This window comes from Flavobacterium salmonis (genome assembly GCF_903819435.1).
Classification (GTDB): domain Bacteria; phylum Bacteroidota; class Bacteroidia; order Flavobacteriales; family Flavobacteriaceae; genus Flavobacterium; species Flavobacterium chungangense.
In genome coordinates this window covers 1-19,633 of record NZ_CAIJDP010000065.1, presented here as the reverse complement: position 1 = coordinate 19,633, position 19,633 = coordinate 1, and the positions used below count along the sequence as shown (strand labels likewise).

At 31.9% G+C, this 19,633-nt stretch carries 18 protein-coding genes; 11 read left to right on the top strand and 7 right to left on the bottom strand.

The window, feature by feature from the left end; all coding sequences use genetic code 11:
* Window positions 1-31: 31 nt before the first annotated feature.
* Both FLACHUCJ7_RS09140 and FLACHUCJ7_RS09135 read right to left on the bottom strand, forming a co-directional pair.
* Window positions 32-391 (bottom strand): hypothetical protein, encoded by a 360-nt coding sequence (locus FLACHUCJ7_RS09140; RefSeq protein ID WP_078226725.1) that lies wholly within the window; start codon window positions 389-391, stop codon window positions 32-34.
* Window positions 392-488: 97 nt separating this feature from the next.
* Window positions 489-1,451, bottom strand: a complete 963-nt coding sequence (locus FLACHUCJ7_RS09135; RefSeq protein WP_078226724.1) for an HU domain-containing protein — start codon at window positions 1,449-1,451, stop codon at window positions 489-491.
* Window positions 1,452-1,721: 270 nt separating this feature from the next.
* Between FLACHUCJ7_RS09135 and FLACHUCJ7_RS09130 the strand changes: the two genes are divergently transcribed.
* The 5 genes from FLACHUCJ7_RS09130 (at window position 1,722) to dprA (ending at window position 7,014) form a co-directional block, all read left to right on the top strand.
* Window positions 1,722-2,117 carry a hypothetical protein gene (locus FLACHUCJ7_RS09130; protein ID WP_180908684.1) on the top strand — a complete coding sequence of 132 codons (396 nt, stop codon included), beginning with the start codon at window positions 1,722-1,724 and terminating at the stop codon, window positions 2,115-2,117.
* A gap of 46 nt (window positions 2,118-2,163) precedes the next feature.
* Window positions 2,164-3,906, top strand: a complete 1,743-nt coding sequence (locus FLACHUCJ7_RS09125) for a tetratricopeptide repeat-containing sensor histidine kinase (protein WP_078226722.1) — start codon at window positions 2,164-2,166, stop codon at window positions 3,904-3,906.
* The gene (locus tag FLACHUCJ7_RS09120) at window positions 3,903-4,514 is read left to right on the top strand and encodes a response regulator transcription factor (protein ID WP_180908683.1); all 612 of its coding nucleotides are present in this window, start codon (window positions 3,903-3,905) and stop codon (window positions 4,512-4,514) included. Before FLACHUCJ7_RS09125 ends, FLACHUCJ7_RS09120 begins: the two co-directional genes overlap by 4 nt.
* Window positions 4,515-4,686: 172 nt before the next feature.
* Entirely contained in the window at window positions 4,687-5,709 is a 1,023-nt protein-coding gene (locus FLACHUCJ7_RS09115) for a hypothetical protein (protein ID WP_078226720.1), read from the top strand.
* A 204-nt stretch (window positions 5,710-5,913) separates the two neighbouring features.
* Window positions 5,914-7,014, top strand: coding sequence for a DNA-processing protein DprA (gene dprA, locus FLACHUCJ7_RS09110; RefSeq protein ID WP_078226719.1), 1,101 nt, complete (start codon window positions 5,914-5,916; stop codon window positions 7,012-7,014).
* 476 nt (window positions 7,015-7,490) lie between these two features.
* Here dprA and trpS read toward each other — a convergent pair whose 3' ends face one another.
* On the bottom strand, window positions 7,491-8,465 hold the full coding sequence (gene trpS, locus FLACHUCJ7_RS09105; protein WP_078227928.1) for a tryptophan--tRNA ligase: 975 nt from the start codon (window positions 8,463-8,465) through the stop codon (window positions 7,491-7,493).
* Window positions 8,466-8,665: 200 nt separating this feature from the next.
* Between trpS and FLACHUCJ7_RS09100 the strand changes: the two genes are divergently transcribed.
* Window positions 8,666-9,418, top strand: coding sequence for a lysophospholipid acyltransferase family protein (locus tag FLACHUCJ7_RS09100; protein WP_078226717.1), 753 nt, complete (start codon window positions 8,666-8,668; stop codon window positions 9,416-9,418).
* A gap of 450 nt (window positions 9,419-9,868) precedes the next feature.
* Here the strand turns inward: FLACHUCJ7_RS09100 and recA are convergent, their stop codons facing one another.
* The 4 genes from recA to FLACHUCJ7_RS09080 all read right to left on the bottom strand — a co-directional run bounded on the left by recA (window position 9,869) and on the right by FLACHUCJ7_RS09080 (window position 13,134).
* A complete protein-coding gene (recA, locus tag FLACHUCJ7_RS09095) occupies window positions 9,869-10,876 on the bottom strand; it encodes a recombinase RecA (protein WP_031453805.1) in 1,008 nt (335 codons plus the stop codon).
* A gap of 170 nt (window positions 10,877-11,046) precedes the next feature.
* On the bottom strand, window positions 11,047-11,559 hold the full coding sequence (locus FLACHUCJ7_RS09090; protein WP_031453804.1) for an acyl-CoA thioesterase: 513 nt from the start codon (window positions 11,557-11,559) through the stop codon (window positions 11,047-11,049).
* A 35-nt stretch (window positions 11,560-11,594) separates the two neighbouring features.
* Window positions 11,595-11,978, bottom strand: coding sequence for a hypothetical protein (locus tag FLACHUCJ7_RS09085; RefSeq protein WP_031453803.1), 384 nt, complete (start codon window positions 11,976-11,978; stop codon window positions 11,595-11,597).
* Window positions 11,979-11,985: 7 nt separating this feature from the next.
* Complete coding sequence (locus tag FLACHUCJ7_RS09080; protein WP_180908682.1) at window positions 11,986-13,134, bottom strand: DNA polymerase III subunit; 1,149 nt, start codon at window positions 13,132-13,134, stop codon at window positions 11,986-11,988.
* Between the two features lie 448 nt (window positions 13,135-13,582).
* Between FLACHUCJ7_RS09080 and FLACHUCJ7_RS09075 the strand changes: the two genes are divergently transcribed.
* The 5 genes from FLACHUCJ7_RS09075 to FLACHUCJ7_RS09055 all read left to right on the top strand — a co-directional run.
* Window positions 13,583-14,035, top strand: a complete 453-nt coding sequence (locus FLACHUCJ7_RS09075; protein WP_180908681.1) for a hypothetical protein — start codon at window positions 13,583-13,585, stop codon at window positions 14,033-14,035.
* Window positions 14,036-14,223: 188 nt separating this feature from the next.
* Window positions 14,224-15,516: a hypothetical protein gene (locus tag FLACHUCJ7_RS09070; RefSeq protein ID WP_078226714.1), complete on the top strand. Its 1,293-nt coding sequence runs from the start codon at window positions 14,224-14,226 to the stop codon at window positions 15,514-15,516.
* A gap of 104 nt (window positions 15,517-15,620) precedes the next feature.
* Window positions 15,621-16,043 carry a hypothetical protein gene (locus tag FLACHUCJ7_RS09065; protein ID WP_180908680.1) on the top strand — a complete coding sequence of 141 codons (423 nt, stop codon included), beginning with the start codon at window positions 15,621-15,623 and terminating at the stop codon, window positions 16,041-16,043.
* Window positions 16,040-17,509 (top strand): gliding motility protein SprC, encoded by a 1,470-nt coding sequence (gene sprC / locus FLACHUCJ7_RS09060; protein ID WP_180908679.1) that lies wholly within the window; start codon window positions 16,040-16,042, stop codon window positions 17,507-17,509. Before FLACHUCJ7_RS09065 ends, sprC begins: the two co-directional genes overlap by 4 nt.
* 1 nt (window position 17,510) lies before the next feature.
* Window positions 17,511-19,633, top strand: a 2,123-nt coding sequence (locus FLACHUCJ7_RS09055; RefSeq protein ID WP_180908678.1) for a PorP/SprF family type IX secretion system membrane protein, incomplete at its 3' end; no start/stop codon positions are given.

Here is a 19,633-nt window from a genome sequence, read left to right as displayed (position 1 = left end):
CCTATTCGTTCAGAATAGGATTTTTTATATATTAAAAAGAGGCTCTAATTTCGTCTAATTCTTTTTTCTGTTGTAATAGTTTGAGCTCCAGTTTATCAATTTCAAGTTTTTGCTTAGTTGACTTTATTTTTAATTTCTGAATTTCTTCTTCAGAATTTTTGCTGCTTGCAATTTGACTGTCAGTTTTTTGATTTGCAGCTTTTTGTTTTTCTATTTTCTTTTGTGTTTTCTTAATAGATTTTTCTGCGCTATTAACCTCCCGCTGATGCTTCTCAATTTTTTTCTGCTCTTTATTTATTTTATTTTGATGCTCTTCCGCTGTTTTAGCCTCCTGAATCGCTTTTTCTGAAGGAACGCTGGTCTCCTGTGCAAAAAAAGATTGTGACGTCATAAGAAGGCATATAATAATAAATAGTCTAATGGTAAACTTCATAATCTTTGTAGTTCTAAAGTGAATAATAAAACAAATGAATTTTTCTCTCTAAGCTTTATAAATTTTCGATTAAAATCCAGGCGTCAGGATTTTCAGCTTTACGAATTTCTCTTTGTGCTTTTTCAGCTTCAGACATGGTAGCGTAACTTCCATATAACACAGGGAATAATCCGTGTTTATTTTCGCCAAGCATTCTGGCTTCGTAGCCATTTTTTATTAATTGGTTATATGCTTTTTTAGCGTTTTGCTCACTTCTAAAAGCCCCTGCAATAATGTGATATGGCATTGTTTTATCTACTGCTTCTGTTTTTGAAGTATCTATAGATAGCGTTACTGCAGGTAAAGGATTTTGAATCATAAAGGTAGCTTCCTGAATTTTGTTCTGCACCTTTTTCTGAACAGTACTTTCAACAACTAGGGTTTGTGTTGCAATTTCTTGTTCATACAGCGGATAGCCAATACTTCCTGTAATTCCAAGACCCAACACAAATATGGCCGCATATTTTAAATACGAATTTGAAGATTTTCTTTCTTCGTCTGCGTATAGAGTTGCAGGTTCTTTTTTCTCGATTCTTTGAATTTCTTTCTCGAAATTTTCTCTTTTTACCAAAGGTGAAACAAAAGGGCTCAATCCAAATGAACTTGTTAAATAATTATTTTCTTGGTTTGGACTGAAAACGAAGTTGTTATCACTATTGAGACGAATTTCACCAATATTTTTTAAATGTAAAATTCCATCCTCTTCTAAGGTTTTTTTCCAATTTAAAATTTCAAAAGCAATGGCACTAACAGCAAAACCATAAGATGTTTTTTCTGAATTAGCTATATGATTTGCCAGTAAACCATCATTGTTTTTGATTTGACTGTTAAAAGAGACCATTTTCTTCGGTGGAAAAAACGAATTTGTGCTTTCATTAAGCTGTGCCGACTGAATTTCGGTTAAAAAAGCTCCGAATCCTGGAACCGTTACACACTGATAACGATATAATAACTGCGCGATGTAAGTTTCGATTTTCATAGTAACAAAGTTATAACTCCAATATAGTTATCAAAATTTTATTCACAATTTTTATTAACAATCTGTATGTATTTGATTTTTAAAGGATTAAGTATTTTTTTTGTTTTTATAATATTATAAAATATCTTTAAAAATTTATTTTTGAGTTACTTTTGAACGTATGATTATTAAATCTAATTTAATGATATTCTAATAAATACCCATTTGTAGGTATTCTTTTTCTTTCATAAATCCATAGATTTGAATATTACAAACCAATAAAATAAAATTATGAAAAATTATGATGTAAAAGGTATTCTTTTAGAAGGTAAAAAAGCAGTTATAGCAGTAGCATTACCTGAACCGGCAAGGAATAATATGTATGGAATATACAAAATCTATAATATTTCGGATGAGGAAGGAAATAAAATTGTAATTCATTTTAAAGATTTTTTAGGAAAAGATTTTACAGGGGATGGCGGTGATTTTGTATCGTTTATAATTGATTTGAATGAAACTGAAAAAAACGGAATTTTAGAAATTGATTTTACTAAACAAATTAAAGTTGCTTTTCATCATCAAAATAATGAATTAACGAGAACTCCTCAAAGAATATATACGGATAAATATAGTGGTCCATTTATTCCAGACACTACAGGAAGAGGAACAATTCGTGAAAGTGTATAAAAAAAGATTACATAAAACCATTAGTTTTCTGCTCATTTTACTTTGTATGGTGAGCATTTGTTTTGGGCAAAATAAAGTCCTCAGTACGATCGATAAGAATATTGAAAAAGGGAAATCAAAAGAGGCACTAAAACAACTTTCTCTAATAAACACAACTGCTTTTTTACCGGAAGATTTGGGGTATTATTATTTTCTGACAGCAAAAAGTTATAGTAAAGAAAACAACGATGTAAAAGCGATTGAAAATTATTTAACAGCTAAAAAGCAATATTTAAAAGCCAAAGTTGTAGAGAAAGCAATGGAAATTAATCTCAATATTGCTTCATTATTAGTTAGTTACAAAGACAATACACAAAAGCACCAGTTCTATCTCAAAGAATATATGGATTATGCCGTAGCAACAAACAATGATGCTAAAATTCTTAAGGGATATGTTCAAATAGCTTCTTTAAAAATAAATAAAAAAGAAGCTGAGGAAAGTTTGCTTTATTTTAGAAAGGCAATAGCTTTAAACAAAATCGTCAAGGATAAAAAACTGGAAAGTAAAATCTATAATAATCTTGCAGTTCTTTTTAGTGATGTATTATATAAACCAGATTCCAGTTTGTATTATCTCCATAAAGATAATTTGCTTTTGCATCAGGAAAAAACACCAAATTCAAACTACATCTGTTATAATTTGATGAATCAGGCTTCTAACTATTCACAGCTTCGTCAATATGATAAGGCAATTGCTTTATTACATCAGGCTGATAAAATAAAACTAATTGAGTACAAGAAGGTTAATAAAGAGAACATCAATAATTTCCTTTACTTAAATTACAAAGATGCTAAAAACATGGATAAGGCATTGCTCCATCTAGAAATTGCAAATAAATATCACGACTCTCTAAATACGGAACAGCAAAATATTGCCATCAATAATTTTGATACCAAATACAAAACTCAGGAAAAAGAACTCGAAAATCTTGAATTAAAAACAAACATTAAAATAAATAATATTATTTTATATCTGATTTTAAGCATATTGATTATTGTATTGGTAGTAAGTGTTTTAGGATATAAAAACATTACTAAAAAGAAAAAAATTGCTGAACAGGAAAAACTAATCGGGATACAAAAAATCGAAAAAATGCTTAAAGATCAAGAGCTTAATGAAATTGATTTAATGCTTGAAAGCCAGGAAAAGGAACGTCAAAATATAGCTAACGAATTACATGATAATTTGGGGAGTATGCTGGCCACATTAAAACTAAATTTTCAAAATCTGAAACATCAAAATGCGACTACAAATCAACAAGAAAATAAGCTTTACGATAAAACTGATGCTTTATTAGAAGAAGCATATCAAAAAGTACGCAATATTGCACACCTTAAAAATCTGGGTGTTATTGGTAGTGAGGGATTGTTGGTTGCGGTTAATAAAATGGCGGATAAAATGAGTGTTTTAGAACATTTAAAAATTAATGTTATTCCGTTTGGTCTAACAGAAAGATTAGAAAATACTATAGAAGTTACTTTATTCCGAATGATTCAGGAACTGTGCACTAACATCATAAAACATTCTGAAGCAACCGAAGTTAATATCTATTTAACTCAGGGGGCACCTGCTGAAATTAATATTATTATAGAAGATAACGGTAAAGGTTTTGATCCGAAAATCATTGTGAGTAAATCGGGAATTGGTCTCAAAAATATGGAGAAAAAAGTAGAACAAATGGGCGGGACATTTACGATAGATTCAATTTTGACCAAAGGAACATCCATCATTATAGACTTACCATTATGATCACAATAATCATTGCCGAAGACCATCAGTCTCTTATTGACGGTATCAAACTTTCTTTGGAATTTGAAGGTGACATTACCGTTGTAGGAGAAGCCAATGATGGGGATGAGCTAATACAATTGGTTCGAAAAAAAAGACCACAGGTTGTTATTACAGACATTCGAATGCCAAAATGTGATGGAATTTCTGCTACCAAAATTATTAAGAAAGAATTTCCCGAGATTAAGGTCATCGCTTTTAGTATGTTTGACCAGTCTGAAGCTATTCAGCAAATGAAAGAAGCAGGGGCATCAGGGTATATTATGAAAAACTCCCCGCTCAAGAAATTGATTGAAGCTATTAGAGCTATTTTAAGCAACGAAACTTTTTTTGACGACGCTATTATTGTAAAAGATGAATTAACTAAACAAAACATCCTTTTAAGCAATCGTGAGAAAGAAATCCTTAGACTTATTGGTGAAGGAAAAACATCTAACGAAATTGCCGATCTACTTTTTATCAGTAAAAGCACTGTTGATACCCACCGCAAAAACATCCTCAAAAAAATGAATCTCTATGGCAAAACAGACTTAATACGTTTTGCAGTAGAACGCAAGTATGATTTTTGAGTTTTATTTTTACTCAGCTTTCCATTTGTAAATTAAATCAAAATAGTTTTTTCCAAATAATCCCCATTTGTAGGGATTTTTTTGTGCGCTGTAATTTGGAATTTTGATTTAATAATCAACCAGTTAGCCGAAAAGGGGAATTAGAGTAGGCGAACCAAAATTATAGAAAATTATGAAAACAAAAATTACTTACTTAGCAGCATTAATGACATTTTTTTCATTAATAAATACAGAATTTTCATTTAGCCAATGCGAAGGAAACCAAGTTGAATTAGATGCAATTAAACTTAAATATGAATCTAAGTACAAAGATGTTGAAAAAAAAGCTGAAGATATTAAGGATGATGCACCAAGTCCTAATATCGCAGAACAATCAATTCAAACTGATTTTGTAGTTGAAATGAAAGAACAGCATTTTGCCCTAGATTTAGTTTCAATTACAATGAAAGACAAGAAAATATCTTTTGGAATACCTCAAATTACAATGGAAATGAAATCTATAAAATTCGATGAGGTTTATACAAAAATGGTTTTAAAAAAAACAGGGCAATATCCTCAAATCCATTGTAAAGACACGTGGATACACCTCCCATTTGGCGGTAAAACTAAAGGGGTTCCAAAGTGTACAACTATTTGGAAAGATATTTTGACTGAGGTTCCAGAAGTTCACACAAGAACGGTCGAAATAAAAACAAATTTACCAAAATTTAAAATGGCAATAACTGAATTTATTACCGCTATTCCTGAGTTTAAGATGGTAAGACAGGATATTAAAATGAATTTACCTAGCATAACCATAAAAAATGTGAAGGCAGAAACCAAACAAATGGAAAAAGAAACTGAAGAATTGAAGAATTACAGCCAAGATTTGATAGGGGAACAAAAAAAAGATTTTGCTACTGCAATTTCAGGAAATTTTCAATGCCAACGAAATAATCTTTTAATAAAAAGAGATGAGTTAACGAATAGTTTTTTAAATTCAATTAAGGAAATTGATTTGAACATAGAACAATTAAATACGAATGGTTTTGATCCCTCAAATCTGAAGTCATCTGATGGTCAAACAGTTAATCTTCTAGAGTTAAAAAGGCAATTAGTAGACAAGGAAAAAGAGGCTTTAATCAGTATCGATAATGCAATTAATGAATTAAATGTAACAGAAAAGAAAACTCTGAATGAATATTTAGCCGTCTAAAATTTATATAACTGCTGTTTAGCAACATTTAAGTTTGCTAGATTATCAATCTAAATTATCATGATAACAGTTACAGGAACTTCTTGTAACTGTTTTTATTTGTATTTTATTTTTGAAAGAATTTACTTCTAATTCATATATTTGCCATCTTGAAAAACTAAACCTGTTTTTCAAATTATCCATCCTTCTAAAATTATACAAGCCATGACAGAACAAGATTTATTTTATTTATTAGCCTTACTCAGGGTTGAAGGTGTAGGAGATATTATGGCTAAAAAATTACTATCAAATTTTGGAAGCGCTGAAGAAATTTTCAAAACAAAATCCAATAAAATTGTAGCTATTGATGGTGTTGGATCAGCATTACTAAAAAATTTAAAAGATAAATCTGTTTTTGAAAAGGCGAATCAGGAACTGGAATTTATTAAGGAAAATAACATTCAAACTTCTTTTTTTAAGGACGATAAATATCCGGAAAGGTTGAAGCATTGCATTGATGCCCCGGTTTTAATTTTTTCGGCAGGAAATATCAATTTAGAAAACAAACGAATAATAAGTATTGTGGGTACACGCCAAATAACCTCTTACGGAACGGAATTCTGTAAAAAACTGATAGAAGATTTGGCTCCGCTTGATCCTATAATTGTTAGTGGTTTTGCGTATGGAGTTGATATCGTGGCACATCAGTTAGCGATGGAAAATGAGTTACAAACTATTGGAGTTCTGGCGCATGGATTAAATCAAATTTACCCGAAAACGCATAAAAAATACATGACAAAGATGGAACAAAATGGCGGTTTCATTACCGAATTTTGGAGTTCTACCAATCCTGATAAAGAAAATTTTGTACGACGCAATCGAATAGTTGCAGGCATGAGCGAAGCAACAATCGTTATAGAGTCTGCTGATAGGGGTGGTTCGCTTATCACAGCAAATCTGGCCAATGACTACAATCGGGATGTTTTTGCTGTTCCTGGCCGTGTCACAGATAAATATAGTCAGGGCTGTAATCAATTGATTAAAACACAAAAAGCAAATGTACTCACTAATGCTGCCGATTTGGTTTATATGCTCAACTGGGATATCGAAAACAAGTCAAAACCGGTACAAAAACAATTGTTTGTAGATTTAGAATCAGACGAGCAAAAAATTTACGATTACCTGCTTAAAAATGGAAAAGAATTGTTGGATATAATTGCGCTTCACTGTGAATTTCCAATCTATAAAATTTCCGGGATGTTATTGAATATGGAGCTAAAAGGCGTTATTAGACCTTTGCCAGGAAAGTTGTTTGAGGCGATTTGATTTTAAAAGATCATAATTTATTTATGTGACTTGAAAGCATTTGTAAAAAATAGGATCATTGAGAGAAGAGAAAAAATTGCATTCACTATAAAATTTTCTAAAAATACTAATGTGAGGATAATAATCTCGAAATGAACAATAGAAAGATAATAGTTAGTCTTTCGCCGAATAAGGAAAATGATCAAATATCCAATGATAAAAAGAATTTGAGAAAGGGTAAAAATTAATGAAGTGAAGAAAACCTGATTGGATATATCATATGCCCATCCCACGGTTTTATTTATTCCATAAGATTGCTCATATCCAAATAGATAAGCCAGTATAAATCCAAATCCGAAAAGCAATATTAAGAGAAAAAACAGGTATTTTGTAAATATTTTTTTCAGCATTTTGCTTAATAAATTTGACCCAATGAGTTAAAATTTTCAATATTACCCAACAAGTTTTCACAATCCTGCCGGGTTTTAATATTTTAATTATTTTTCAAATCCGAGCACTTCACGAACTCTGGCCAAAACGCCATCAGCAACAACAGAAGCTTTTTCAGCACCTTTTTTCAAAAGCGCATCTACTTCCTCAAGGTTGTTTATGTAGTAATTGTATTTTTCTCTTTCAGTTTTAAATTTTTCGGTAATCAATTCAAACAGCGCTTGTTTGGCATGACCATAACCATAATTTCCTCCAAGATAATTGGCTCTCATTTCGGCTATTTGAGTTTCATTTGCCAATAAAGAATAAATAGCAAACGCATTACAGGTATCTGGATTTTTAGGATCTTCAAGCGGAGTACTGTCAGTTTCGATACTCATAATTTGTTTACGCAAAACTTTATCATCAAGGAAAATATTGATAATATTATTTGCAGATTTACTCATTTTCCCGCCATTAGTTCCTGGAATCAATTTGCCTTCTTCCTGAATTATAGCTTCCGGAAGTACGAATGTTTCTCCCATTTGACGATTAAAGCTTGAAGCGACATCACGCGTGATTTCTATATGTTGTTTTTGATCTTTTCCAACTGGAACAAATTCAGCATCATATAATAAAATATCTGCAGCCATTAACATCGGGTAGGTAAAAAGCCCGGCATTGACATCACTTAAACGATCAGATTTATCTTTAAATGAATGTGCTAAAGTCAAACGCTGGTATGGAAAAAAGCAACTTAAATACCACGTCAATTCAGCTGTCTGCGCCACATCAGATTGTCTGTAGAATGTAACTTTATCGGGGTTTAAACCACATGCAAGCCATGCTGCTGCAGTACTATAGGTGTTTTCTCTTAATGTTTTCCCGTCTTTTATTTGAGTAATCGAATGTAAATCGGCTATAAACAAATAAGATTCGTTTGCCGGATTATTTGATAATTCGATTGCGGGAATAATTGCTCCCAATAAATTGCCTAAGTGTGGGGTTCCGGTACTCTGAACACCGGTAAGTATTTTTGCCATTCTGGTTCTTATTTCTAATTGCAAAGTTCGCAAACTTTTTTGCAAAGGATGCAAGGTTTATTTTTTTCTTCTGCAAAAATTAAAAAAGTTTTCTAAAAGTTCTCTGAGATTTCAGCTTTTATTTTCAGAAAAATTTAAATATTCTAAAAATCTAATGGTCTAAAATCTAAATTTACATCGGTTTTCTTACATTTGAAGCTATGAAAGGAATTAAAATTGTTTTTTGGATTATTTGGCGTATTTGGTTTTATATTGTAATGGCGATTCCAATATTAATCATGCTGCCGTTTTTGTTGGCTTCAATTATAACTGAAAAAGGTTATCCCTATTTCTTTAAAATGGCTCGTATTTGGGCAAAGTTCATTCTTTTTGGGATGGGTTTTTATTATAAAATTGAACGTCTTCAAAAGCTTGAAAAAGGAAAAAGCTATATGATTGTTGCTAATCATACTTCAATGACAGACATTATGCTGATGTTGGCAGTGGTACGTAATCCATTTGTTTTTGTTGGTAAAAAAGAGTTGGCCAAGATACCTTTATTTGGGTTTTTCTATAAAAGAACTTGTATTTTAGTCGATAGAAATTCTTCAAAAAGCAAAAATGAAGTTTTCAAAAGAGCTCAGGACAGATTGAATCAGGGACTTAGTATTTGTATTTTTCCCGAGGGAGGAGTTCCTGACGATGAATCAATTTTACTCGATGAGTTTAAAGATGGAGCCTTTCGATTGGCAATAGACCATCAAATTCCAATTGTGCCAATTGTTTTTGCCGATAATAAAGAACGGTTTTCTTATACTTTTTTAAGTGGAAGTCCCGGAAAAATGAGAGTCAAAATACTTCCTTTTATCGAAACAAAATCTTTAACAAGTGACAATAGAAAAGACCTGAGGGATCAGACCAGACAATTGATTTATAAAGGTTTACTTGAATTTAAGAAAGAAGAATTTAAATAAATTAATAAACCCGACAAAATTTTTAGTTTCTGTCGGGTTTTCTTTTTGAATTAAAACCCCTTTTATATTCAAAAATTTTATCTGTAAATTTATTTCTAAGAAATAAAGCGTATGTCTTTTTAATTTTAGGAATGTTTTTCTTTTTCGATTACAAATATTGACCGATTTTTAGATGATTAAAAATTAAAAATCGATAAAAATCTTCAAAATAATAAAAACCCGCTAGTAACCAAAACAAAAAAACTAACGGATTTTTATTGAAATAACCAACCCAATTTATTCTAAAAAGTTTCGAAAGTATTTTAACAAACACCATTCGAAATTGTACGTTACTAATAAGATGGTAAAATTTATAAAAGGTTGCGTCTTTAGTTTTACTTTTAAATAAAAAACCCGACAAGTTAAATTTGTCGGGTTTTATAAAGTATGTAATTTGCAGATTTTTAAAGATTAAGCATTAGCAGATTCTTTAATATGTGCTTTAATTTTTACTTCTAATTCATCAGCTAATTCAGGATTGTCTTTGATTAATGATTTAACAGCATCGCGTCCTTGTCCTAATTTTGTTTCTCCATAACTAAACCATGATCCCGCTTTTTTAACTATTTCGAATTCTACCGCTAAGTCTAAAATTTCTCCTGTTTTAGAAACTCCTTCCCCATACATGATGTCGAATTCTGCAGTCTTAAAAGGCGGAGCCACTTTATTTTTTACAATCTTAACTTTCGTTCTGTTTCCAATCACATTTTCTCCATCTTTTATTTGTGAAGAACGGCGAATATCTAAACGAACAGAAGCGTAAAATTTCAATGCATTACCACCAGTTGTAGTTTCAGGGTTACCAAACATAACACCAATTTTTTCTCTCAATTGGTTGATAAAGAATACAGTACAGTTTGTCTTACTGATAGTCCCGGTAAGTTTTCTTAAAGCCTGAGACATCAAACGTGCGTGAAGACCCATTTTAGAATCTCCCATTTCACCTTCAATTTCACTTTTTGGAGTTAAGGCTGCAACAGAGTCAATTACAACTATATCAATTGCTCCTGAGCGAATAAGGTTTTCTGCGATTTCTAAAGCTTGTTCACCATTATCTGGCTGAGAAATGATCAGGTTTTCTATATCAACACCTAATTTTTCAGCATAATTTCTGTCAAAAGCATGCTCAGCATCTATAAAAGCTGCAATTCCTCCAGCTTTTTGAGCTTCTGCAATCGCATGTAGAGTTAATGTAGTTTTACCTGAAGATTCCGGACCGTATATTTCAATTATTCTTCCTTTTGGATAGCCATTTACTCCAAGTGCTAAATCAACACCCAGAGAACCTGAAGAAATTGTTTCAACTTCTACAATGGCTTTGTCCCCCATTTTCATTACGGTTCCTTTTCCGTAAGTTTTATCTAATTTATCAAGCGTAAGTTGTAGCGCTTTTAATTTGGCATCTTTCTCTGAACTCATCTCTTTTTTTTCTTTTTCTTTCATCTAAATTTTTATAATTCTTCTCTTTCAAACATACTATCAGAAAATCAATAACCTTCTGATTTATATTTATATGGCTTGTAATTTTGTAAAAATACTTCTTTTTTTTGAAGTAGCAATCAAATATGACACCTTAAAAAGTAAGATTTTTAAGATATAAATAAAGCCTTCAATTCTGTAGCATCTTCGGGTTTTATTTTTCCTGCTAATAATAAACTTAATTGCTTGCGACGTAATGCAGCATCAAAACGTTGTTTTTCAATTTCTGTTTCTGGTTCAATTGGTGCTACTTCTACAGGTCTGCCGGTATCATCAACAGCGACAAAAGTATATATGGCTTCGTTGGCTTTTGTTCTAAGTCCGGATTCTCGATCTTCTACCCAGACATCAATAAAAATTTCCATAGAACTTTTGAATGATCTGGACACTTTAGCTTCAACAGTTACAACACTTCCTAATGGAATTGCTCTATTAAAAGCTACATGGTTCACAGATGCGGTAACAGTAATCCTTCGTGAATGTCTTCTTGCGGCAATACTGGCAGCACGATCCATACGTGCTAATAATTCACCTCCAAAAAGATTATTTAAAGGATTTGTTTCGCTAGGTAAAACTAAGTCGGTTAATATTGTCAAAGATTCTGAAGGATGTTTTGGATTCATTTTTTTGATATAAAATTTAAAATAATTGTGTTGATTTAGTTCAACCAATAAACAGCCATAACGGCTGGAATAAAATAGATTACAATAGTTCTTGCACCATCATAATCTTTTGCTAATCGTTGTCCGAAAAGCATCATTAATAAACAAATACAGGAAAAGATAGCTCCATAAAAACCAAATTCCCGACCACTGTTTGTTAACAATTGTATAGCACCAACCACGCATAGAACACCGGAAATTAATTCTAAAACTAAAAGATGAAGTAAGGCGAGTGGTACTTGTTTTTTTAATATTGTTTTTGCAAAATGCTCTGTGAGCCAGCTAACATTATCTTTCCAGTAAAAAATTTTCTCATAACCTGATTGTAAAAAAGTTAAGGCTAAAAAGGCTAATAGTAAAATGGATGCAACATTATTCATACGGAAATTATTTTTTATGAATTAAACGAGTCAGTTTTATAGATAAATCAGTTAAAATTATTTTTGAATTTCCGTTTCTTTCAATGTGATACATCGCATCTGAAAGTTCTTTGAAAATATCGTGGATGTTGTTTCCGTTTACAAAAGGAGCAAAATTTTCCAGTTTAAATTTGTCCACTTTTGGTTCAATATAAACTAAATCCGGAGCTTCATAATTCAATAAAAGAGCCTGACGAAACATTTCAATACAAAAATGAATGAATTTTTTCTGGCTTTCACGACCTAAAGCTGCAATTTCTTCACTCCAGGAAATTAAGTCCTGAATAGCGGCAGCATTTCCTTTAGCTCTGAACGCAGCACGGACCCAATTGACAAACCATTGCTCAAAAGGATATTCGGAATCATCTTCTTTTAAGATAGAAATAGCTTTATTGAAATTTCCCTGAGCCTGATGTGCAATTTTTTTAGCTAAGTTCTGATCTATATTTTCCTGAGAAATTAACGCTTCAGAAATTACTCTTTCAGGCAAGCCATTAAAGTGAATTACCTGACAACGTGATCGAATGGTTTGTATTATATCTTCTTCATTTTCAGAAATGAGAATAAAAATGGTCTTATCAGATGGTTCTTCCAGCAGTTTCAAAAGTTTATTTGATGCTGCAATATTCATTTTATCGGCCATCCAGATAATCATGATTTTGTATCCTCCTTCGTATGATTTTAACGAAAGTGATTTTAAAACTTCCTGAGCATCTTCTACACGTATCTCACCTTGTTTGTTTTGTACACCCAAAATTTTATACCAGTCAAATAAGCCACCATATGGCATTTCCTGAATAAAATTTCTCCAATCCTGAATGAAATCTAAACTTTTGGGTTTTGTTTTAACATCTTCAGTTGTTACTGTTGGATAGATAAAATGTAAATCGGGATGAGAAATGTTTTGAAATTTTAGATTGCAGGAATCATTCCCATTTGAATTTTCATTCCCTTTGTTATTGCATAAAATGTATTGGGCATAAGCAATAGCAGTCGATAATGTACCACTTCCTTCTGGCCCAATGAAGAGTTGTGCATGAGGAATTCTCCCTGAAGAAGCACTTTTTATTAAGTGGCTTTTGATATAATCCTGACCTAAAATTTCTGAAAATTGCATAGAGCAAAGATATAAGAAAATGAGAGAGTCAAAAAAATTATAAATTAAACTTTATTTATTCATTTAATTTCTAGTTGTGTAATTTGTTTTTAACTTAATTGTTAATTTTTATTCTCTTAAGTTTTGTTAACATTGATGTTATTTCGAAGAGATATTAAGAATTTTTTGTTAATAGTTTTTTCAGATCCAAGATCAAATCATGTTTTTTTTTGATATTTTGTTCAACATACAAACATCATTTTTTTCTAAATCCAAATAAAAATCTTACATAAAAAGGCCTTGATATAATGAAACAGTAATAGACGTTAAGGGCATATTTTACTGATATAAAAACATGATTTTAAGTTTTTTTTAAGTCTTTTTTTTAAAAAAAAAAATATTAAAGTTGCAGATTAAGTTAATTTATATATTTTTGTTTTCATCAACAACGAACTTTTAATAAGAATCTATGAAAGGGAAAATTATTTTTTTAAGTGCATTTTTTTTATTTACTACAGGGGCTATAAATGCCCAGGCTAAAAATGCTCCTCGCAGTATCATTAGTACTACAGCTCTTATTCGTAAATATCACGATCAAAAGGAATTGAGTGGAATGCAAAAAGGAGAATTATTAGAGTTGTATATTGAGCGTATTAAAGTTTTAGTAAAAACACTTCCTTACATTGCTTTGGTTACCAAACCTGGTGTTACTATGGCAGACTTAGGTATACCAGACGATAATGAACACAAAAAATCTTTAGAAAATCAAGCTTTAGGAACTAGTGCATTTTTAGATACTACTGTAGATTTTCAAAGAAAAATGATGCCTTATTCAGACAAGGCAAATTTAATAGCAGCAATTTTATTTTACGAAGGAACATTGAAATCTTTACATGAATTCAACGAATTGAACGAAATGTAATTTTTTAAATATTTTTGAAACCCTTTTTAAAATGTTTACGTAAATGGATTAAATTTCATTTAGCATTTTAAAAAGGGTATTAAAAACAGCTCGTTCTCGATGTATTCTGATTTTTTTGGAAAACGCGGGATGAGTTTTTATAATTTACGCATACCCAAATTTATTATTAACCCTAATACCCCCTTATCATGAAAAAATTTACTCAAATTATCTGCGTTCTTTTGACAGTTGCAAGTATGAGTGCTCAACAAGAAAAAGGAATTATGGGCTACAACAATTGGTTGAATAACTGGACCGAATTTAAGCCTAACAAAGTTGAATACGGTGAAGCCAACCAAATTTTAGCTGGAAACATTTCAACAAACACAAAACTGCTTAAGAAAAACATTTATGTTTTGCAGGGAAATGTTTATATTACTAACAATGCTGTTTTATCAATTGAGCCGGGAACATTAATTATCGGTGATTTCGAAACAAAAGGAACATTGGTAGTCACAAAAGGTGCATCAATTATTGCAGACGGTTTAGAGACTGACCCAATTGTATTTACTTCTAACAGAAGTCAGAAAAAAGCTGGTGACTGGGGAGGTATTGTGATTCTTGGCGATGCTCCGATTAATAAATTTGGAAATGTTGGTTCTTATAATTTAGATCTTGATCCTACAAAAACTACTTATGGTGGTGATAATGTTGCAGGAAACTCAGGGATATTAAGATTTGTAAGAATTGAATTTGCCGGTAAAAAAGTAAAAGGTTCAGGAACTTTCAATGGTCTAACACTTGCTGGTGTTGGAAATAAAACAATCTTAGAAAATGTAATGGTAAGTTATTCTGCAGGAGATTCATTTGGATTTTTTGGAGGAGATCTTAATGCTACTAAATTAGTTTCTTATAAATCTATCAATGATGATTATAAGTTTACTCAAGGAGTTCAATGTCGTTTGCATAACTCACTTGCAGTAAGATCTTCTTACTTATCAAGTAACAAAGATGGATCCCGTTGTTTAGAAGTTGCTTCATATGAGAAAAAGAGTGAAACAGATTTTACTAAAAAACAAACTTTAGTTGTAGCATCAAACATTACAATGCTTAATGATAGTGAAAATATAAATGCAGATATTCAGTCAGGTTTAGTAAAAGAAGCTGTATATATTGCTGAAAATGCTTCATTGGAAATAAAACGTAGTGTAATTTCAGGTTTTAATCCTGCAGTTTTATTAGATAGTAAAACAGAAATTAACGATGCTAATCTCAAGAAAATTAAATTTGAAGAAATGTTTTTCAACCTATGTAAAGGTAATATATTTACAGAATTCAATTCTAACAATGAAGATTTAGAGAGTTGGTATGGTAACAGTGTGTTTTTTAACGTATACTCTCAAAGTGATAACAAAGAAACTTTTATAGATATTTTTAATCCAAAAAAACCAGATTTCAGACTTCAATTAGGAAAAATTACTGCTTCAAGCGGTAATAGATAATAGATTTAGATTTTTATTTCAAAGCGTAAATTTTATTAATAAAAGTCCCCAGACAATTTATGTATATGTCTTAAGACAGGACCCAAATAAAGATCAAATAGAATATGGCCCCAAGTATTAAAAAGTATTTTATATATACAATATTTTTGGTTTCCCCTTTATCGTTAAGTTTATATGCCCAATGCAAAATTGAAAAACCTATAAATTCAAATGTTGCTGTTGGTCAACAAGATCATACTTTAAAAAATTTAAACCAAATAACGGAAATTACATCTGTAATTGATTTAGAGTATTCTAAACAGTTTATAGTAGAGCTATCCATCCCCAAGGGTAGCTTTGCTGTAGAAGCTGAAAGAATTGACAAAACAAATAGAGCTGTCAATTCAGAAAAAGAATCAAAAAAAATCTCATCTTATTCTGTTCTTGCAAAAGATATTATTGAGAATTATAAATATGACTTTTCTGAAACTTTTATAGACATTTTGTTTTTTGAAGATATAGACTTAGCAAGAATTCGTACTATATGATGCAAAAAACTACTCTTTCTCTGATAAAAACATTACTTTTTTCAGGAGTATTTTTATTTACCGTTTACCATTCTAATGCGCAAACAATTTCAGCCAGTAAGTTTGATTTTGTAAATATTTGCGCAGGAGATATAGTAAGCGGCATACCCTTTAATGAGTATAATGTGACCTTAACATATAGCGATTTCTCTTCAGATGTCGTTTTTGATGTAGAATTAAGTGATGAGAACGGAGTATTTGTAACTTCGACTCCAATTCTTGCTACAAAATTAGATGTAACTAATCCTTCTGTAACTCAGCAAACAATAAAATTTGCTATTCCTGCCGGAATCAAAGGATCTAATAATTATAGCATAAGAGTTAGAAGTAACAAAGGAATAAATAGTACAAGAATTAGAAATTTTGCTAACGCAACTTCTTTTGCAGTATACTACAAAGATTATGTAAAAGCATTTACAATTAATAATCAAGGCACTTCTGCAACATTTTGTTCAGGAGGAAGCCTGACTCTTTCTGTTGATAATCCGACACCAAATACAACTAATTCATCTCCGGCAAATTATCCAAACCTTAAATACAAATGGTATAAAGATGACGTATTAATTTCAGGACAAAGTGATAAAATTTTGACTGTTAATGCTACTGGAAGCTATTATGCGGAGTTGGATTATGGAGTATGCTCAGATGTTAATTTTAGTTCTAATCGTGTTACTGTAACGAGCGCATCCGGATCAGGTTCATCTACAACTATTAGCTCCAGTTTAGGAAATCCTTTTTGTGCAAACGGAAGTAACACTATCCTGACTGCTACTGGTGGTGGAAATAGCTATATATGGAAAAAAGATGGTTCTGTAATTGCAGGAGCAACTAGCAGGACATACAGTACTATTGAATCAGGAGTTTATACAGTAGATATTAATTTTGGCGGCTGTTCGGGTTCAGGAAGTATAAATCTGATACGGAATAGTTTCGATGCTAGTATTGATGTTGCTGATGAAACATCTATCGACGAAGGTGAAACTTTAAGTGTCACTGTAACAGATGATGCTTCAAACCCAACTTATGAATGGTATTTGAATGGTAATCTTATTGCAGGAGCAACTACTGATACTTATTTAATATCTTTTAGAGGAAAATATAAAGTAAAAGTTTCTCAGGCAGGTGGGTGTATTTCTACAAAAGAATTTAGTTTTAAAGTTAACGGACCAGCGGGTAATGCTACAGTAATTCCAAATATCATTAAGCTAAGTGATTCTCCATATTGGAATATTCCTGATGTTTATAGAAATGAAAGCACAAAGGTTATAATTATAAGCTCAAGTGGCGAAAAGGTTCTGGACGTTGTCAATTATCAGGGTGATTGGCCACAGACAGGATTAGATATTAAAAATGTAAATCCGGTATATTACTATGTTATTAAAGGCGATGCAGGTGAAAAAAAAGGATCAATAACGGTGCTGAAATAATATGAAGAAATTTTTACTATTCTTAACTTTATTATGCGGTACATCACATTTACTCTATTCTCAGGATACAAATGAGAATGGAGTTGTTTCGTTTTCATTACCTGTCCGAAATTCATTAAAGTTTAATAGATATTTAATCAACCCAACATTCAGTTTTGTTCGTGAGCAAAACCCAATGGTAAGTTTTTATAATAAAAGACAATACGTACAATTTGATGATGCACCTAATACTTACCTTTTTAATTATTCAGGACGTTTAAAAGAAAATGATGGTTATGCTATAGGTTTGTTTCAGCAAAATTACGGTTTAATGACCGTTTTTGGAGGAGTTGTCAATTTTGCCCATAATATTGTTCTACAGGAAGACAGTAATTTAACTTTTGGATTAAACGTTGGTGCTTATCAAAGTGGTTTAGACAAAGGAAAAATAATATCTGATGATGTAGTATTAGATACTGATTATCCATCAAATACTTTAATTGCTATAAATCCAGGTATTAATTACGGAACTGCTTTTCTTGATTTCGGATTATCCATGAATAATTTGGTACTGTATAATTTTGGTTCTGGAATGGTAAAAGACGATCCTGAAAAAGCCATTCAACTGCATGCTATGTACACAGGCTACATAGACAGTTACGGATTTTTTGATCAAAGTAAATTTTCAGGAATTGTAAAAACAGAAATTAAAAAAGACAATACGATTATTTCTGGACTTGCCATGCTTACTATGCCTCAGGGAATTTGGGCACAAGTAGGTTATAATACTCTATATGGTCTTTCCGGTGGATTAGGAGTTAACATAACAGCTAATATCGCAATTGAATACAATTATGAAAGAGGTTTAGGTAATTTCACAAATTTAGGAGCTTCTCATGAATTTGTTATTGCGTACAAATTTAAAAATACAAGATACTATTATGGAGATGATGAAGAAGGTTCTTTAATAGATACTTCAAAACCAAAACCTGTAATAGCAAAAAAATCGACTCCTACTGTTACAAGAGTAGATGGTGCTACAAAAGCAAAATTAGCTGCAGAAGCAAAAGCAAAAGCTGATGCTGAGGCACAGAAAGTTAGATTAGCTGCTGCAGAAAAAGTTAAGGCAGATGCAGAAGCAGCAGCAAAAGCAAAATTAGATGCTGATAATAAGGCTAAAGCCGATGCAGAAGCATTAAAAATCAAATTAGCAGCAGAAAACAAAATTAAAGCCGATGCAGAGGCTACTAAATCGAAATTATTAGCAGAAGCCAGAGCCAAAGCTGATGCAGAAGAGGCTAAACGTAAAGCAGAAGCCAAGGCAAAAACAGAAGCTGCAGATTTGCAATCTATCATAGCTGCTGATGCTAAAGCAAAAGCCGATTCAGATGCATTACAAGCCAGAATAGCTGCAGAATCAAAAGCTAAAGCTGCGGCTGAAGCTAAAACAAAAGCTGCGAAAGATGCAGCAATCAAAGCTAAGGCTGCTGCTGATGCTAAAGCCAGAACAGCTGCATTATTAGCAGAAAAGGAAAGATTAGCTGCTGAAGCTAAATTAAAAGTAGATGCAGAAGAGAGACAAGCCAGAATTGCTGCAGAAGCCAAGGCAAAGGCTGATGCTGAAGCGTTACAGGCCAAACTTGTTGCTGATGCTAAAGCAAAAGCTGATGCAGAAGCCCTTAAAATAAAACTTGCAGCCGATGCTAAAGCGAAAGCCGATGCAGAAGCGTTACAGGCTAAACTTGTTGCTGATGCCAAAGCAAAAGCTGATATGGAAGCATTACAAGCGAAATTACTTGCTGATGCTAAAGTTAAAGCTGATGCAGAAGCAACTAATAAAGCAAAAGCAGAACAAGAAGCAAAACAGTTAAAATTAGCTGAGGAAGCAAAAGCTAAAGCGAAAGCTGATGCAGAAGCCCTTCAGGCCAAACTTGCAGCAGACGCTAAAGCAAAAGCTGATGCAGAAGCTCTTAAAGCGAAATTAGCAGCAGACGCTAAAGCAAAAGCTGATGCAGAAGCTCTTCAGGCCAAACTTGCAGCAGATGCGAAAGCTAAAGCTGATGCAGAAGCCCTTCAGGCCAAACTTGCAGCAGACGCTAAAGCAAAAGCTGATGCAGAAGCTCTTAAAGCGAAATTAGCAGCAGA

Excerpts from the sequence above, each read along its gene's own strand:
- FLACHUCJ7_RS09080 (WP_180908682.1), bottom strand. The coding sequence starts at position 13,134 with ATGCAATTTTCAGAAATTTTAGGTCAGGATTATATCAAAAGCCACTTA.
- FLACHUCJ7_RS09085 (WP_031453803.1), bottom strand. The coding sequence starts at position 11,978 with ATGAATAATGTTGCATCCATTTTACTATTAGCCTTTTTAGCCTTAACT.
- FLACHUCJ7_RS09135 (WP_078226724.1), bottom strand. The coding sequence starts at position 1,451 with ATGAAAATCGAAACTTACATCGCGCAGTTATTATATCGTTATCAGTGT.
- FLACHUCJ7_RS09065 (WP_180908680.1), top strand. The coding sequence starts at position 15,621 with ATGGCCCCAAGTATTAAAAAGTATTTTATATATACAATATTTTTGGTT.
- dprA (WP_078226719.1), top strand. The coding sequence starts at position 5,914 with ATGACAGAACAAGATTTATTTTATTTATTAGCCTTACTCAGGGTTGAA.
- FLACHUCJ7_RS09100 (WP_078226717.1), top strand. The coding sequence starts at position 8,666 with ATGAAAGGAATTAAAATTGTTTTTTGGATTATTTGGCGTATTTGGTTT.
- FLACHUCJ7_RS09125 (WP_078226722.1), top strand. The coding sequence starts at position 2,164 with ATGGTGAGCATTTGTTTTGGGCAAAATAAAGTCCTCAGTACGATCGAT.
- FLACHUCJ7_RS09075 (WP_180908681.1), top strand. The coding sequence starts at position 13,583 with ATGAAAGGGAAAATTATTTTTTTAAGTGCATTTTTTTTATTTACTACA.
- sprC (WP_180908679.1), top strand. The coding sequence starts at position 16,040 with ATGATGCAAAAAACTACTCTTTCTCTGATAAAAACATTACTTTTTTCA.
- trpS (WP_078227928.1), bottom strand. The coding sequence starts at position 8,465 with ATGGCAAAAATACTTACCGGTGTTCAGAGTACCGGAACCCCACACTTA.
- FLACHUCJ7_RS09115 (WP_078226720.1), top strand. The coding sequence starts at position 4,687 with ATGAAAACAAAAATTACTTACTTAGCAGCATTAATGACATTTTTTTCA.
- FLACHUCJ7_RS09130 (WP_180908684.1), top strand. The coding sequence starts at position 1,722 with ATGAAAAATTATGATGTAAAAGGTATTCTTTTAGAAGGTAAAAAAGCA.
- FLACHUCJ7_RS09120 (WP_180908683.1), top strand. The coding sequence starts at position 3,903 with ATGATCACAATAATCATTGCCGAAGACCATCAGTCTCTTATTGACGGT.
- FLACHUCJ7_RS09090 (WP_031453804.1), bottom strand. The coding sequence starts at position 11,559 with ATGAATCCAAAACATCCTTCAGAATCTTTGACAATATTAACCGACTTA.
- FLACHUCJ7_RS09140 (WP_078226725.1), bottom strand. The coding sequence starts at position 391 with ATGACGTCACAATCTTTTTTTGCACAGGAGACCAGCGTTCCTTCAGAA.
- FLACHUCJ7_RS09070 (WP_078226714.1), top strand. The coding sequence starts at position 14,224 with ATGAAAAAATTTACTCAAATTATCTGCGTTCTTTTGACAGTTGCAAGT.
- recA (WP_031453805.1), bottom strand. The coding sequence starts at position 10,876 with ATGAGTTCAGAGAAAGATGCCAAATTAAAAGCGCTACAACTTACGCTT.